Annotated in this window: 15 protein-coding genes and 1 tRNA gene; 5 read left to right on the top strand and 11 right to left on the bottom strand. The window is 71.2% G+C overall.

Features of this window, described 5'->3' with window-relative positions:
• The first annotated feature begins 156 nt into the window (after positions 1 to 156).
• The 4 genes from ACWDVB_RS02935 to ACWDVB_RS02920 all read left to right on the top strand — a co-directional run bounded on the left by ACWDVB_RS02935 (position 157) and on the right by ACWDVB_RS02920 (position 3,302).
• The gene (locus ACWDVB_RS02935) at positions 157 to 759 is read left to right on the top strand and encodes a lytic polysaccharide monooxygenase auxiliary activity family 9 protein (protein ID WP_451515638.1); all 603 of its coding nucleotides are present in this window, start codon (positions 157 to 159) and stop codon (positions 757 to 759) included.
• A gap of 193 nt (positions 760 to 952) precedes the next feature.
• Positions 953 to 2,278 (top strand): sensor histidine kinase, encoded by a 1,326-nt coding sequence (locus ACWDVB_RS02930; protein ID WP_451515639.1) that lies wholly within the window; start codon positions 953 to 955, stop codon positions 2,276 to 2,278.
• Between the two features lie 29 nt (positions 2,279 to 2,307).
• A complete protein-coding gene (locus tag ACWDVB_RS02925) occupies positions 2,308 to 2,916 on the top strand; it encodes a LuxR C-terminal-related transcriptional regulator (RefSeq protein ID WP_451515640.1) in 609 nt (202 codons plus the stop codon).
• 65 nt (positions 2,917 to 2,981) lie between these two features.
• Positions 2,982 to 3,302: a hypothetical protein gene (locus ACWDVB_RS02920; RefSeq protein ID WP_451515641.1), complete on the top strand. Its 321-nt coding sequence runs from the start codon at positions 2,982 to 2,984 to the stop codon at positions 3,300 to 3,302.
• 41 nt (positions 3,303 to 3,343) lie between these two features.
• On the opposite strand, the gene ACWDVB_RS02915 is transcribed toward ACWDVB_RS02920, so the two are convergent.
• The 9 genes from ACWDVB_RS02915 to ehuB all read right to left on the bottom strand — a co-directional run bounded on the left by ACWDVB_RS02915 (position 3,344) and on the right by ehuB (position 10,202).
• Positions 3,344 to 3,988, bottom strand: a complete 645-nt coding sequence (locus ACWDVB_RS02915; RefSeq protein ID WP_451515642.1) for a response regulator transcription factor — start codon at positions 3,986 to 3,988, stop codon at positions 3,344 to 3,346.
• Entirely contained in the window at positions 3,979 to 5,121 is a 1,143-nt protein-coding gene (locus ACWDVB_RS02910) for a histidine kinase (protein WP_451515643.1), read from the bottom strand. The genes ACWDVB_RS02915 and ACWDVB_RS02910 overlap by 10 nt, the downstream gene beginning before the upstream one ends.
• 22 nt (positions 5,122 to 5,143) lie before the next feature.
• Positions 5,144 to 5,824 (bottom strand): DedA family protein, encoded by a 681-nt coding sequence (locus ACWDVB_RS02905; RefSeq protein WP_451515644.1) that lies wholly within the window; start codon positions 5,822 to 5,824, stop codon positions 5,144 to 5,146.
• A 153-nt stretch (positions 5,825 to 5,977) separates the two neighbouring features.
• Positions 5,978 to 6,051 (bottom strand) — tRNA-Lys (locus tag ACWDVB_RS02900).
• A gap of 81 nt (positions 6,052 to 6,132) precedes the next feature.
• Entirely contained in the window at positions 6,133 to 6,891 is a 759-nt protein-coding gene (locus ACWDVB_RS02895; protein ID WP_451515645.1) for an IclR family transcriptional regulator, read from the bottom strand.
• Between the two features lie 198 nt (positions 6,892 to 7,089).
• Positions 7,090 to 7,905: an ectoine/hydroxyectoine ABC transporter ATP-binding protein EhuA gene (gene ehuA, locus ACWDVB_RS02890; RefSeq protein WP_451515646.1), complete on the bottom strand. Its 816-nt coding sequence runs from the start codon at positions 7,903 to 7,905 to the stop codon at positions 7,090 to 7,092.
• Positions 7,895 to 8,542 carry an ectoine/hydroxyectoine ABC transporter permease subunit EhuD gene (gene ehuD, locus ACWDVB_RS02885; RefSeq protein ID WP_451515647.1) on the bottom strand — a complete coding sequence of 216 codons (648 nt, stop codon included), beginning with the start codon at positions 8,540 to 8,542 and terminating at the stop codon, positions 7,895 to 7,897. Before ehuD ends, ehuA begins: the two co-directional genes overlap by 11 nt.
• A complete protein-coding gene (ehuC, locus tag ACWDVB_RS02880) occupies positions 8,539 to 9,270 on the bottom strand; it encodes an ectoine/hydroxyectoine ABC transporter permease subunit EhuC (protein WP_451515720.1) in 732 nt (243 codons plus the stop codon). The genes ehuD and ehuC overlap by 4 nt, the downstream gene beginning before the upstream one ends.
• Positions 9,270 to 10,202 (bottom strand): ectoine/hydroxyectoine ABC transporter substrate-binding protein EhuB, encoded by a 933-nt coding sequence (gene ehuB, locus ACWDVB_RS02875; RefSeq protein WP_451515648.1) that lies wholly within the window; start codon positions 10,200 to 10,202, stop codon positions 9,270 to 9,272. Before ehuB ends, ehuC begins: the two co-directional genes overlap by 1 nt.
• 97 nt (positions 10,203 to 10,299) lie before the next feature.
• Between ehuB and ACWDVB_RS02870 the strand changes: the two genes are divergently transcribed.
• Complete coding sequence (locus ACWDVB_RS02870; RefSeq protein WP_451515649.1) at positions 10,300 to 10,800, top strand: DUF3830 family protein; 501 nt, start codon at positions 10,300 to 10,302, stop codon at positions 10,798 to 10,800.
• Here ACWDVB_RS02870 and ACWDVB_RS02865 read toward each other — a convergent pair.
• Positions 10,797 to 12,200, bottom strand: a complete 1,404-nt coding sequence (locus ACWDVB_RS02865; RefSeq protein ID WP_451515650.1) for an amidase — start codon at positions 12,198 to 12,200, stop codon at positions 10,797 to 10,799. The genes ACWDVB_RS02870 and ACWDVB_RS02865 overlap by 4 nt on opposite strands.
• An 18-nt stretch (positions 12,201 to 12,218) precedes the next feature.
• Positions 12,219 to 13,199, bottom strand: coding sequence for a D-2-hydroxyacid dehydrogenase (locus ACWDVB_RS02860; protein ID WP_451515651.1), 981 nt, complete (start codon positions 13,197 to 13,199; stop codon positions 12,219 to 12,221).
• Between the last annotated feature and the right edge of the window lie 237 nt (positions 13,200 to 13,436).

Below are 13,436 nucleotides of genomic sequence, written 5' to 3'. Positions count from 1 at the left end.
CGGTGAACACGTGGAGACGGCCGCTGGGCGATGCGGACGGATCCTCTCCATGATTGGTATGGACATGTTCAACTAACGGCAATAATCTGAGACTTGGTCTAGACCGCAGTGCGCGCACGTCCCACGGAACTCCCCACGTTCGGTCAGGAGCGGCACATGCGAAACAAGAAAATGTACGCGGCCATGGTCGGCCTCACCACGGTCGGCGCGTTCGCGCTCTCCGCCGGTGGCGCCAGCAGCCACGGCTACACGGACCTGCCGGCCAGCCGGCAGATCAACTGCGCCAAGGGCGTGGTGACCAACTGCGGCTCCATCCAGTACGAACCGCAGAGCGTCGAGGGCCCCAAGGGCTTCCCCGCCGGCGGCCCCGCCGACGGCAAGATCTGTTCGGCGGGCATAGCGGGCTTCAACCAGCTCAACTCGCCAAAAACACCAGGGGGCGGAGCCTGGCCCACGACGGCGGTGAGCGGCGGTCAGAACTACACGTTCCGCTGGCAGTTCACCGCGCGCCACCGCACCACGGACTTCAAGTACTACATCACCAAGCAGGGCTGGGACGACAGCAAGCCCGTGACCAGGGCCGCCCTGGACACCACGCCGTTCCTCAGCGTCCCGTACAACAGCCAGCAGCCGCCCGCGACGCTCTCGCACAGCGGCACCATCCCCGGCGGACGCAGCGGGCACCACGTGGTCGTCGCGGTCTGGACGGTCGCGGACACGGCCAACGCGTTCTACGCCTGTTCGGACGTCAAGTTCTGATCCCCGGCACCGCCTGAGGACTTCCCCTCACCCCACGGGCGGGTTCCGCGTACGCCGTGCACGACCTCACGGCGTACGCGGAACCGCTCGCTCATCCCTGAGCTCCGGCCCCTACGGGGCGATGGTGCCGCGGAGCGGCGGGCCGGCCCCCTACGGAGCGATGCCGGGCGCAAACCCCACCTACCGTAGAGGCATGCCGCAGCAAAGCGTATGGACCAGCCTGCGAAGCCCCCGACGCTATCTCGCCGGCAGCGCCCCCTGGCGAAGCGGCGTCTATCTGGGCAGCGGCGCCGCCCTGGGCGCCGCCACCCTCGTAGTGGGCCTCGCCCTGACCACCGTAGGAGCCGTCCTCGTCCTCATACTCATCGGCATCCCCCTGCTCGGCGCCCTCGCCTTCACCGGCGTCCCCCTCGCCGCCCTGGAGCGGCGCCGCCTGCTGATCGTCGACCCCGACCCGGCCCCGTCCCCCCACCGCACGCCGGAAGCCCCCGGCATCTCCGCCTGGTTCAGGCTCCGCCTGAAAGAGCAGGCCACCTGGCGCGAGCTCGCCTACGCCGCCCTGCTCGCCGTCGTCCTGTGGCCCCTGGACCTCCTCGTCCTGGCCTGCACCGTTGCCTTCCCCGCACTCCTCCTCGCCGCTCCCGCCCACCTCGCCCTCGTCGGCGGCCCCGGCAACGACATCCGCCCCGCCAAGCTCTGGCTCGTCAGCGGCTACCCGGCGGCCGGCGGCACCGCGCTCCTCGGCCTGGTGCTGCTCCTCGTACTGGCGCACCCGCTCGGCGCGTACGCCGCCGCCCGTGCCGCGTTCGCCCGCCTCCTGCTCGCCCCGCGCGATTCCGAACTGGCCGCCGGCCTCGCCGAGGTGACCCGCTCAAGGGCCCGCCTCGTCGACGCCTTCGAGGCCGAACGGCGCCGCATTGAGCGGGATTTGCACGACGGGGCGCAGCAGCGGCTGGTCGCGCTCACCATGAGCCTCGGTCTCGCCCGGCTCGACGCCGCCCCCGGCAGCGCCCTCGCCGGCCGACTGGCCACCGCCCACGACGAGGCGGGCCGCGTCCTGAGCGAGCTGCGCGAGCTGATCCACGGCATCCATCCGCAGGTCCTCGCCGACTACGGCCTGGCCGCGGCCATCGAGGACGTGGCGGACCGCTGCGCCGTCCCGGTGGAGACGGCGGGCGCCGAGCTGCCCCGGCTGCCCGAACCGGTCGAGTCGGCAGGGTACTTCGCGGTCCGCGAGGCGCTCGCCAACGTCGGCAGGCACAGCGGTGCGACCAGGGTCCGCGTCACCGCCGCCCACACGGACGGGGCCCTCCGCGTCGACGTGCGCGACGACGGCCGCGGCGGCGCCGACCCGGCCCGCGGGACGGGCCTCACGGGCCTCGCCGACCGGCTCGCCGTCCTCGATGGCACACTGACGGTCACCAGCCCCCCGGGCGGCCCGACCACCCTGTCCGTGGAGATCCCGTGCGAAGCCAGAGCCCAAGCCCAAGCCACAGCCCGAGTCACCGCCGAAGCCTGAGAGTTGTTCTCGCCGAGGACAGCGTCCTGTTGCGCGAGGGCCTGATCGGCGTCCTCGGCCGCTTCGGGCACGAGACGGTCGCCGCGGTCGGCGACGCGGACGCGCTGCGGGACGCCGTGTCCGCGTACGAACCGGACATCGTGGTCACCGATGTGCGGATGCCGCCCGGCTTCCAGGACGAGGGGCTGCGGGCGGCGGTCGCGCTCAGGGCGGACCGGCCGACGCTGCCGGTGCTCGTGCTCAGCCAGTACGTGCAACGCTCGTACGCGGCCGACCTCCTGGACACCGGGGACGGCACCGGCGTCGGTTATCTGCTCAAGGACCGCGTGGGCCAGGTCGAGCAGTTCATCGAGGGGCTCACGCGGGTCGCGGAGGGCGGGACGGTCGTCGACCCCGAAGTCGTACGGCAGTTGCTGCGGCGGCGCCGCGATCCGCTGGAGCAGCTGACGCCGCGCGAGCGCGAGGTGCTCGCGCTGGTCGCCGAGGGGAAGTCGAACGCGGCGATCGCCGCCGGACTGGTCGTCTCCGAGGCGGCGGTGGGCAAGCACATCGGCAACATCCTCGGGAAACTGGACCTGCCGCCGGCGGACGGCACGCACCGCAGGGTGCTGGCGGTCCTCGCGTATCTGCGGGGGTGAGGGATCCGTGGTGAACGAACACAAGCCCCCGGCCCCGCCCGCCTGAGCGATTACGATCCACAACCATGAGCACGCCCGACCAGCCCGAAGCCACGGCCCCCCTCGAAACCACGGCACAGCCCGCCCTCACCCCCACCCCCGCCGCCCGCGCCCGCCGCGCCCGCATCGCCGCGGCCGCGCTGCTGATGGCCGCGGCCGCGGTGGTGCTCGCCCTGCGCCTGGCGAGCCGGTCGTCCGTGCTGGTCGTCGGGGTCTACGGACTGCTGCTCATCCTCTGCGGCGGCGTGATCGAGCTGAGCCGCCGCGGCCGGACCCGGCTCGGCAGCTGGCTCCTGGCCGCGGGGCTGGCGGCGGCGCTGGTCATGGACGGGGTCGTCCTGTCGTAGCCGCCGGCACAGGCGCGAACTCCCTTACGTGGAGCCGCCGGTCAGGACTCCAGGTACCGCAGCACCGCGAGCACCCTGCGGCTGTAGCCGTCCGTGCGGGACAGGCCGAGCTTGTCGAAGATCGCGTTGAGGTTCTTCTCGACCGCGCTCAGCGAGATGTGCAGCTTCTGCCCGATGGCCGCGTTGGTGTGCCCCTCGGCGAGCGCCTCCAGGACGGTCCGCTCCCGGGGGGTGAGGCGGGTCAGCGGGTCGCTGTGCGTGGTGCGGATGAGCAACTGCCGTACGACTTCGGGGTCGATGGCAGCGCCCCCCGCGTGCACCCGCTCCAGCGCGTCGAGGAACTCCTCGACCTGCGCCACCCGGTCCTTCAGGAGGTAGCCGACCCGTTCGGCGCTCGAAGTGAGCAGCTGCGTCGCGTAGTTGCGCTCCACGTACTGGGAGAGGACGAGCACACCGATCTCGGGGCGCCGCTCGCGGATCCGTACCGCGGCGCGCAGCCCCTCGTCGGTGTGGTCCGGCGGCATGCGGATGTCGGTGACGACGACGTCCGGCGTGCCGGCGTCGACCGCCGCGAGGAGCGCTTCGGCGTCGCCCACGGCGGCGAGGACCTCGTGGCCCTCCTCGGCGAGCAGCCGGACGAGGCCCTCCCGCAGCAGGGTCGAGTCCTCGGCGAGGATTACGCGCACGGCAGCTCCGCGGTGATGGTGGTGGGTCCCCCGAGGGGGCTTTCGACGTGCAGGGTGCCGTCCAGCGCGGCGACCCGGCTGCGCAGCCCGGTCAGCCCGCTGCCCGAGGGGTCGGCGCCGCCGACCCCACTGTCCCGGACGAGGACGGAAAGCACGGTTCCCCGCTGTCGTACGCGTACGGAGATCTCGTCGGCCGACGAGTGCTTCGCGGCGTTGGTCACGGCCTCCGACACGACGAAGTACGCGGCGGTCTCGACGGCGGACGGCAGCGGTTCGGGGACGTCGTACTCCATGCGTACGGGAAGCGCGCACCGCTCCGACACCCCGCCGAGCGCCTCGTGCAGGCCCAGGCTGTCGAGGGCGGTGGGGTAGACCCGCCACGCCACCTCGCGCAGTTCGGTGAGGACTTCCCGCGCTTCCTTGTGGGCCTGCTTCAGGAGCGCGTCGGCCCGCTCGGGTGTGCGGCCGCGGCGGGCCCGGCCGAGCAGCATGGCGAGGGCGACGAGCCGCTGCTGGACGCCGTCGTGCAGATCGCGTTCCACCCGGCGCCGCTCGACGTCGACCGCCTGGACCACGGCGGCGCGGCTGGTGGCCAGCTCGTCGATGCGCCGTTGCAGCAGCTCCCGCTCGGAGGGGCCGAAGCACTCGCGGGCCAGCCGGGCGTCCTGCTCGGTGAGCGCGCGCAGCCCCTGCACGGCGAGGAAGAGCAGGGTGCCGCCGAGGACGACCTGGCTGACCAGATCGACCCAGCCCATCGAGGACTGGGTGAGCGACACCGCGAAGATCCCCGCGAGGACCGCGCCGAAGTCGACCAGGCCGACGACGACCGCGCAGAGCAGCCCGGAGTACGTACGGGCCGCGAGGTAGCGCAGGATCTGCTGGTCACAGGCGCGGTGCTCGGGGAACGCGTCGTGGAAGAAGACGGACCGGCGCCGCCGCTCCAGGCCGGTGAGCCTGCGCGCGCCCGAGGCGAGCAGCGCGTGGGCGCGGCCGCGGGTGGGCGGCGAGAGCAGGAAGGCGCCGAGTGCGGCCCCGGCGACGACGAAGTAGACCAGGCCGAGCAGGGCGGTGAGGCAGCCGATGAGCACGCCGGTGACCCTGAGCAAGAACGGTGCGGCGACGGGCTCCTTCACGTCGGCCGACACTAGCCGACCCCTATCCGGCGCGGCGGTGGCGGGCCTCGGCGTCGGCCCGGGGCCGGTTGCGGGACCTCACCCGCACCACCACGTAGACGGCGACGGCCACGACGACCAGGACAAGGACGGCCTTGGAGAGGAACCCCACGTACGTCTCGACCGCGTCCCACTGGTCGCCGAGCCAGTAGCCGGCCATGACGAGCACGGAGTTCCAGACCAGGCTGCCCAGGGTGGTCAGGGCGAGGAAGACCGGCAGCCGCATGCGCTCCACACCGGCCGGTACGGAGATCAGGCTCCGGAAGATCGGCACCATCCGGCCCAGGAAGACGGCCTTGGTGCCGTGCTTGGCGAACCACGCCTCGGTGCGTTCCAGGTCGGACGCCTTGACCAGCGGCAGCTTCCCCCACAGGGCGTGCATGCGCTCGCGTCCGAACAGGACGCCGATCCAGTAGAGGACGGCCGCGCCGACCACCGAGCCGAGGGTGGTCCAGAACAGCGCGGAGAAGAGGCTGATCACGCCCTGCCCGGCGGCGAAACCGGTCAGCGGCAGGATCACCTCGCTGGGCAGCGGCGGGAAGAGGTTCTCCAGGGCGATGGCGAGCCCGGCACCGGGGCCACCCAGGGTGTCCACGAGGTCGGCGGCCCAGCCCGCGATGCCGCCCGCGGGTTCCTGAGGGAGGGCGAGAGTCATGAGGTCCATAGGCGTAACGCTAGAAAGTGCAGGTCAGGTGCGGTATGAGGGTTGCCGTTGAGCTGGGGTGCGGTTTTCCGCACCCTTGGGACAGCGGGGCGGCCGGGGCGTACGCGAAAGGGCGTCCCCGGAGACCGGGAACGCCCTTTCGGCATTCGCAAGTGCGCCGCCAGGGACTCGAACCCCGGACCCGCTGATTAAGAGTCAGCTGCTCTAACCAACTGAGCTAGCGGCGCCTGCTGACACGTAAATATTACATGGCCCGGAAGGGTGCTCCCGACCACGGCGAGGTAGCGCCCCGAAGGCGCGCGGGTGCGCTAGATCGCCAAGGACAGCAGCACCGGCGCGGCTCCGCGGTTCAGGGTGTCCGCGGCCTCGCGCAAGCGGTGCGCGTGCTCGACCGGCAGGGACAGGGCGAGGCAGCCGACCGAGGAGCCCGCGGTGATGGGGACGGCGGCGCAGACCGTGCCGACCGCGTACTCCTGGAGGTCGAGGACCGGGACCGTGGCGGGCTGGGCGGCCAGGCGGTTGAGCAGGACGCGCTCATTGGTGATCGTCCGCGAGGTGAGGCGGGCCATCCGGTGGCGGGAGAGATGGTCGCGGCGGCCGTTCACGTCGAGCTGGGTGAGCAGGCTCTTGCCGATCGCGCTGGCGTGGGCGGAGGAGCGGAAGTCCACCCACTCGTTGACCGCGGGGGCGTCGGGCCCGGCGGCGAAGTCGGTGACGCGGACCTCGCCGTCGACGTAGCGGCTGAAGTAGACCGCGGCGCCGATCGAGTCGCGCAGGCCGTCCAGGGTGCGCTGGAGCTTCTCACGCAGCGCCTCGGCGTGGCGGTCGGCCGAGCCGAGGCGGCTGAGGGTCTCCCCGGTGACGTAGGCCCCGTCGGCCGTCTGGTCGACGTATCCCTCACGGAGCAGCATGCGGAGCAGGGGCGCCAGTCGCGTGGCGGGCAGGCGGGTCTCGCGGGCGAGCACGACCGTGGTGACCCCCGAGCCGTGCCGGGCGACGGTTTCGAGCACCCGCAGGGCGCTCTGGACGGAGTCGTGCGGCGCGGTCGCCTTGTGCTTCAACGCCACTGCTTCCCCCTGCGTGGAACGGATCCGGACAGTCGGGCTCGTCCCACGATAGCCGCCAAGTGACGCATAAGGAGCGGATGTTGCCGAGATTGGCGGCGCGCTCCCGTCCCGTACGCAGGAACGCGCCACCCTGGCATATGCCGACGTCAAGCCCCGGGCAGGGGGCCTCGGCCGCCGCCGGTCAGTCCCGGCCGCCGATCACAGCACCGCGCTGAGGAACTCGCGGGTCCGCTCCTGCTCGGGCTCGGTGAAGATCTTCTCCGGCGTCCCCGACTCGATGACCCGGCCCGAATCGAACATGAGCACCTGGTCCGAGATGTCCCGGGCGAAGTTCATCTCGTGGGTCACGCAGAGCATCGTGATGTCCGTGGTGTGCGCGATGTCGCGGAGCACGTCCAGGACGCCCGCCACCAGCTCCGGGTCGAGCGCGGACGTCACCTCGTCGAGCAGCAGCACCTGCGGGCGCATCGCCAGGGCGCGCGCGATGGCGACGCGCTGCTGCTGGCCGCCGGAGAGCTGCGTCGGGTAGGCGTCGCAGCGGTCGCCGAGGCCGACCAGGTCGAGCAGCTCGCGGGCGCGCACGTCCGCCTCGTCCTTGGACATGCCAAGGACGCTCACCGGCGCCTCGGTGATGTTCCTGAGCACCTTCATGTTCGGGAAGAGGTTGAACTGCTGGAAGACCATCCCGATGTTCTTGCGGACCTCGCGGACGTGCTTCTCGCCGGCCGGGACGAGCTTGCCGTTCCTCTCCTCGTGGGTGAGGTACTCGCCGCCCACCTTGATCGTGCCCTCCTCGGGTCTCACCAGCGTCATGAGGAGCCGCAGGATCGTCGTCTTCCCGGAGCCGGAAGGGCCGATCAGTGTCACGTGCTTGCCGGAGGCGACGGAGAAGTCCAGCTCGTCGAGGACGACGTTCGAGCCGTAGCGCTTGACGACCTTGTCGAAGCGGATCAGCTCGCTGCCGTCGACGGCCGGGTTGGGGGTTTCCTGGGAAGTGCTGCTGTCAGCGGACAAGACGACGCTCCAAAACTCGCAGAAGAAGAGAGGCCGGGTAGGCGATGACGATGAAGGCGACACCGACGACGCTGATCGCCTCGTAGGTGAAGGTCGCCTGGCTGTATCCCTGGGCCTGGCCCAGCATGTCGAGCGCGCCGATGGCGGCCATCTGCGGCGACTCCTTCAGCATGACGATCACGTAGTTGCCGAGTGCGGGGATCACCCGGCGCACCGCCTGCGGCAGGATCACGGACGTCCAGGTGCGGCGCTTGGAGAGGCTGAGCGCGGTCGCCGCCTCCCACTGACCGGCCGGCACACCCTCGATACCGGCCCGGTAGACCTCCGAGGTGTACGTCGAGTAGTGCAGCCCGAGCCCGACGATGCCCGTGGTGAGGGGGGACATCGAGGGGCCCCACTCCGGCACCACGTAGAACAGGAAGAACAGCTGCACCAGGAGCGGGGTGTTGCGGATGAACTCGGTGACCACCGTGACCGGCCAGCGGATCCACTTCTTCTCCGAGCGCTGGGCGATCGCCCACACCAGGCCCAGCGAGAAGGCGATCAGGGTGCCGAAGAGCAGCGCCTTGAGGGTGAGCTCCACACCGTCCCAGAAGAGCGGCATGAAGTCGTCGACGTGCGACCAGTTCCAGTTCACTTGGCACCCCCCGTACCGGCGACGACGTCGATCGACGACTTGGCGCGCATCCCGCTGAGCAGGCCCGTCTTCTCGGGTGCCTGGCCGACCCGCTTCTTGGCGTGCCGCTCCAGGAGCCGCATGCCGCGCGTGAGGATGAACGCGAGGACGAAGTACAGGGCGAGCAGCAGCGTGTAGATCGGCGCGCTCTCGTTCTTGACGAGCCGCAGCAGGTCACCGGCGAAGGTCATGTCGGCCACCGCGATGAGCGACACCAGCGAGGTGCCCTTGAGCAGCTCGATGAGCAGGTTGTTGAACGGCGGGATCATCTCCGGCCAGGCCTGCGGCAGTTCGATGCGGCGCAGCCGCTGCGTCGGCGTGAAGTTCAGGGCGATGCCCGCCTCGCGCTGCGCGGGCGGCACCGCGGCGAGCGCGCCGCGCACGATCTCGGACGCGTACGCCCCGTAGGTGATGCCGAGCGCGAGCACGCCCGCGAACATCGGCTGGAAGCTGATGTTGAAGACCGGCGGCACGGTGAACGCGATCCAGAACATGAAGACCAGCGACGACGTGCTGCGGAAGATCTCGAAGTAGGCCCCGGCGAGGAACCGCACGATCCAGAGCCGGTTCGTGCGCAGCACGCCGATCGGGAAGGCGATCACGAAGGCGAGGGCCGCGCTGAGGAAGGTGACCTGGACGGTGATCCAGATACCGGGCAGGAACCAGTTCTGGAAGAACTCCGACGACATCATGAGGAGGCGCCCTTCGCCGGGGGGCAGAGCTTCCGCACAGTCAGATCGGTCATCTCGTCCGCGGTGAAGCCGAACGGCTTGACGATCCGCAGCAGTTCGCCGCTCTCCTTGAGCTTGTGCAGCTCCTTGTTGAAGGCGTCGCGCAGGTTCTTCTCGGACAGCCGGAAGGCGAAGCCGCCCGCGCCGTACGCCGGTTTGCCGTCGACCTCGGGCTGGAACGGCTCCGCCGCCTCGACCCGCGCGTTCTTCTTGATGACCGTACGTACGGTGACGTTGGTGCCCGCGAAGGCGTCCACCCGCCCCTGGGCCACCGCGTCGGCCCCCGCCACCTGGTCGGGCAGGACGAGGACGGACTCCACGCCCGCGGCCTTGGCGTAGTCGATCTGCGCGTAGGCGGTCCCGCTCGCCAGTTTCAGGCCCTTCTTGGCGATGTCGTCGTATGTCTTGATGCCGTGCGGGTTGCCCTTCTTCACGATGAAGGAGTCGAGCATCAGATAGTCGGGGTCGGAGAAGAGGACCTGCTCGCAGCGGGTCGGGTTGATGTACATGCCCGCCGAGACCACGTCGAACTGCCGTGCCTGCGTCAGGCCGGGGATCAGGGCGCCGAACTTGGTCGGTACCGCCTTCACCTTCGGTACGCCGAGGCGCGGGAAGATGACCTTGGCGATCTCCGCCGCCTCCCCGGTGACCTCGCCATTCTCGTCGATATATCCGAACGGGACCTCACCCGCGACACCGATCCTGACCGTGCCGCTGTCGCGCAGCCGGTCCAGCAGATCGCCCCCCTCGACCTTCCCTTCCTCGGGCACCCGGCTGCATGCCGAGGCGCCGAACACACCCAGCGCCGCCCCGCCCGCTCCGGTGAGCAGGGCGCGGCGGCGGATCGCTCTGCCTATGAATCCCTCGTTGTTTCCCAGTGGTGGAGCCATGGGCGCGCGGCTACCCGACTCGACGCGAGATATGCCGGTGAATTCCGGCCCCTGATGCGATCGTTGTCCTCTTGACCCAGGGAGGAGCATGGGACACATGGCAGACCGATTCATCGAAGTCTCCCTCGCCAAGCGGGGAGTTCAGTGCACGGCGAAGCTGCTCGACGACCGGGCGCCGGTGACCTGCGCGGCGGTGTGGGAGGCGCTTCCGCTCGGCTCGGACGTCTATCACGCGAAGTACGCGCGCAATGAGATCTACGCCCTTTTCCCGGCTTTCGCGGACCGCGAGCCGCCCCTGGAGAACCCGACAGTCACCCCCATCCCGGGAGATCTCTGCTTTTTCTCCTTCTCCGGTACGGAACTGGGGACGCAGGCGTACGGCTACGAACCGGAGGCCGACGTCAAGGCGGGCACCACCGTCGTCGACCTCGCACTCTTCTACGAACGGAACAACCTGCTCCTGAACGGCGACGTCGGCTGGGTGCCCGGCATCGTCTGGGGCCGGATCGTCGAGGGCCTCGACCGGATGGCCGAGGCCTGCAACGACCTGTGGCGCGCGGGGGCGCAGGGCGAGACGCTGAACTTCAAGCGCGTCTAATGCAGGCGGGGCGGTGCGATCCCCCCGGCCCCCGCCTCGTACAGGGCATGCGCCGCGCGAAGGACCACCGTGTCCGCGTGGCGCGCGCCCACGATCTGCACCCCGATCGGCAGGCCATCCCCGTCAGCCCCGCAGGGAACCGTCGCCGCGGGCTGCTGCGTGAGGTTGAAGGGGTACGTGAACGGCGTCCACCCCGACCACCGCCGATGGCCGGAACCCTTCGGTACCTCGGCGCCCGCCTCGAACGCGGTGATCGGCAGCGTCGGCGTGACCAGCAGGTCGTACGTCGAGTGGAAGCGGCCCATGCGGCGCCCGAGGTCCATGCGTACGTCGACCGCCGAGAGGTAGTCGAGCGCGCTGTACCGCGCGCCCTGCCGGCACACCTCCCGCAGCCCTGGGTCGAGCAGCTCGCGCTGGGCCGGTGACATGTGCTGCACGACGCGCGCCGCCCCGCTGAACCACAGGGTGTGGAAGGCCTCCACCGGCTCCGAGAAGTCGGGGTCGGCCTCCTCGACGTACGCCCCCTGCGCGGCGAGGGACTCCACCGCGCGCCGCACGGCCGCCGCGACGGCGGGCCGCACCGCGACCTGCCCGCCCAGCGAGGGGGAGTAGGCGACGCGCAGCCCGCGCACGCCCCCGCCGAGGCCCGAGCGGAAACTGCCGGCCACCGGCCCCAGCTGCGACCAGTCCCGGGCGTCCGGGCCGGTGATCACCTCCATCATCAGCGCCGCGTCCGCCGCGTCGCGCGTCATCGGCCCCACATGGGCCAGCGTCCCGAAGGGGCTCGCGGGATACAGCGGCACCCGGCCGTACGTCGGCTTCAGCGCGAAGATCCCGCAGAACGCCGCCGGGATCCGCACCGAGCCGCCGCCGTCCGTGCCCAGCGACAGCGGCCCCGCACCGGCCGCCACGGCCACCGCGCTGCCCCCGCTGGAGCCGCCCGAGGTGCGCGAGGTGTCGTACGGATTGCGGGTGATACCGCTCTGCGGGCTGTCCGTGACGCCCTTCCAGCCGAACTCCGGGGTCGTCGTGCGGCCGATGAACACCGCGCCGTGCTCCCGCAGCCGCGCCACCGAAGGAGCGTCCTCGTCCCACGCGCCCTCCGGACTGATGGTCCGGGAGCCGCGCAGGGTCGGGCCGCCGCGCAGCAGAAGCAGGTCCTTCACCGACACCGGCACGCCGTCCACCAGGCCCTGCGGCTCGCCCCGCCGCCACCGGTCGGCGCTCGCCCCGGCCTGCTCCAGGGCGGTCTCCGCCTCCATCCGTACGAAGGCGTTCACCGCGGGCTGCACCTCCTCGGCCCGCCGCAGCACCGCACGGACCGCGTCCACCGGGCTGAATTCGCCCTTGCGGTAGCCGTCGACGAGTTGTACGGCGGTGAGATCCGTGAGCTCGGACATCCAGCCTCCTAGTCGTGATCAGTGCCCCGGGACATACCCACGTTCCTTGTCGACCACGTTCCTCAGCGGCCGGCCCGCCTCCCACGCCCCGTACAACTCCACGAACTGGGCGCCCAGTTCATCGCGCCAGCCGACCGTGTCGCCGCTCATGTGCGGGGAGACGAGCAGTCCCGGAGCCGTCCACAGGGGGCTGTCCGCGGGCAGCGGCTCGTGCTCGAAGACGTCGAGGGCCGCGCCCGCGATCCACCGCTTCGTCAGGGCGGCCACCAGGTCGTCCTCGACGACCAGGGGCCCGCGCCCGATGTTGATGAAGTGCGCCGACGGCTGCATGACGCCGAAGCGCCGCGTGTCGAACATGCCGCGGGTGCTGTCGGTGAGCGGCGCCGCGCACACCACCCAGTCGGCGCGTGCCAGCAGCCGGTCGAGGTCCTTCGCGCCGTGCACGCCGGGGCGCGGCGCGCGCCCCACCAGGGCGGTGATGATTCCGAGCCCGTCGAGGGTCCGCCTGACGGCCCGCCCGATCGGCCCCGAACCGACCACGCACGCGCGGGTGCCCGCGATCCGCCGGGTCTCGCGGTGGCGCCAGGAGCGTTCGCGCTGGAGCTGGAGGGTGCGCGGCAGGTCCTTGGCCAGGGCGAGGACGAGCGCGGCGACGTACTCCGCGATCGGCTGGTCGAAGACGCCGCGCGCGTTCGTCACCACCGTGTCGGACGTGACGAGTTCGGGGCACATCAGATGGTCGACGCCCGCGCTCGCGGTGTGCACCCAGCGCGGCCGCGGCCCCTCTCCCGGCCAGGCGCGGCGCACCGCGTCCGAGGTGAAGTCCCACACCAACAGCACGTCGGCGAGCGGCAGTCGGCCGGCCAGGGAGGCCGCGTCGGCGTGCAGGATCCGGGCGCGGCCGGTCAGGCCGCCGAGGCGCGGCGGCGGGGTCGGCGGCTCGGCGTCCAGGATGAGAACGGTTGTTCCGGGCGTCGGTCCGTGCGTCGACCCGGACATCGAGGGGAAACCGTTTCGCAATGAGGTTCCGCTTCTCTGAAGTGGTACCGCTCAGTCGTCTGAGATGTGCGGATTGACCACGCTCGCACCCGAACCTACCTTCGTCAACAGAGGCACTGCCGCAGCGGCATTGCGTCAACCGAGTACTCTCCGTGCTCTCGCCCGCACGGTGAGTCCGCGCGGTCCGCCCGCGCGGCCGTCCCCGTCCCGACGTCCCGGCGCGTCGCCGGCTTCGCT

This window comes from Streptomyces sp. NPDC003379, assembly GCF_053589195.1.
Note: the sequence above shows the minus strand (reverse complement) of the source record. Positions and strands in the feature narration are given on the sequence as shown.

Excerpts from the sequence above, each read along its gene's own strand:
- ACWDVB_RS02935 (WP_451515638.1), top strand. The coding sequence starts at position 157 with ATGCGAAACAAGAAAATGTACGCGGCCATGGTCGGCCTCACCACGGTC.
- ACWDVB_RS02930 (WP_451515639.1), top strand. The coding sequence starts at position 953 with ATGCCGCAGCAAAGCGTATGGACCAGCCTGCGAAGCCCCCGACGCTAT.
- ACWDVB_RS02920 (WP_451515641.1), top strand. The coding sequence starts at position 2,982 with ATGAGCACGCCCGACCAGCCCGAAGCCACGGCCCCCCTCGAAACCACG.
- ACWDVB_RS02905 (WP_451515644.1), bottom strand. The coding sequence starts at position 5,824 with ATGGACCTCATGACTCTCGCCCTCCCTCAGGAACCCGCGGGCGGCATC.
- ehuC (WP_451515720.1), bottom strand. The coding sequence starts at position 9,270 with ATGTCGTCGGAGTTCTTCCAGAACTGGTTCCTGCCCGGTATCTGGATC.
- ehuB (WP_451515648.1), bottom strand. The coding sequence starts at position 10,202 with ATGGCTCCACCACTGGGAAACAACGAGGGATTCATAGGCAGAGCGATC.
- ACWDVB_RS02870 (WP_451515649.1), top strand. The coding sequence starts at position 10,300 with ATGGCAGACCGATTCATCGAAGTCTCCCTCGCCAAGCGGGGAGTTCAG.
- ACWDVB_RS02865 (WP_451515650.1), bottom strand. The coding sequence starts at position 12,200 with ATGTCCGAGCTCACGGATCTCACCGCCGTACAACTCGTCGACGGCTAC.
- ACWDVB_RS02860 (WP_451515651.1), bottom strand. The coding sequence starts at position 13,199 with ATGTCCGGGTCGACGCACGGACCGACGCCCGGAACAACCGTTCTCATC.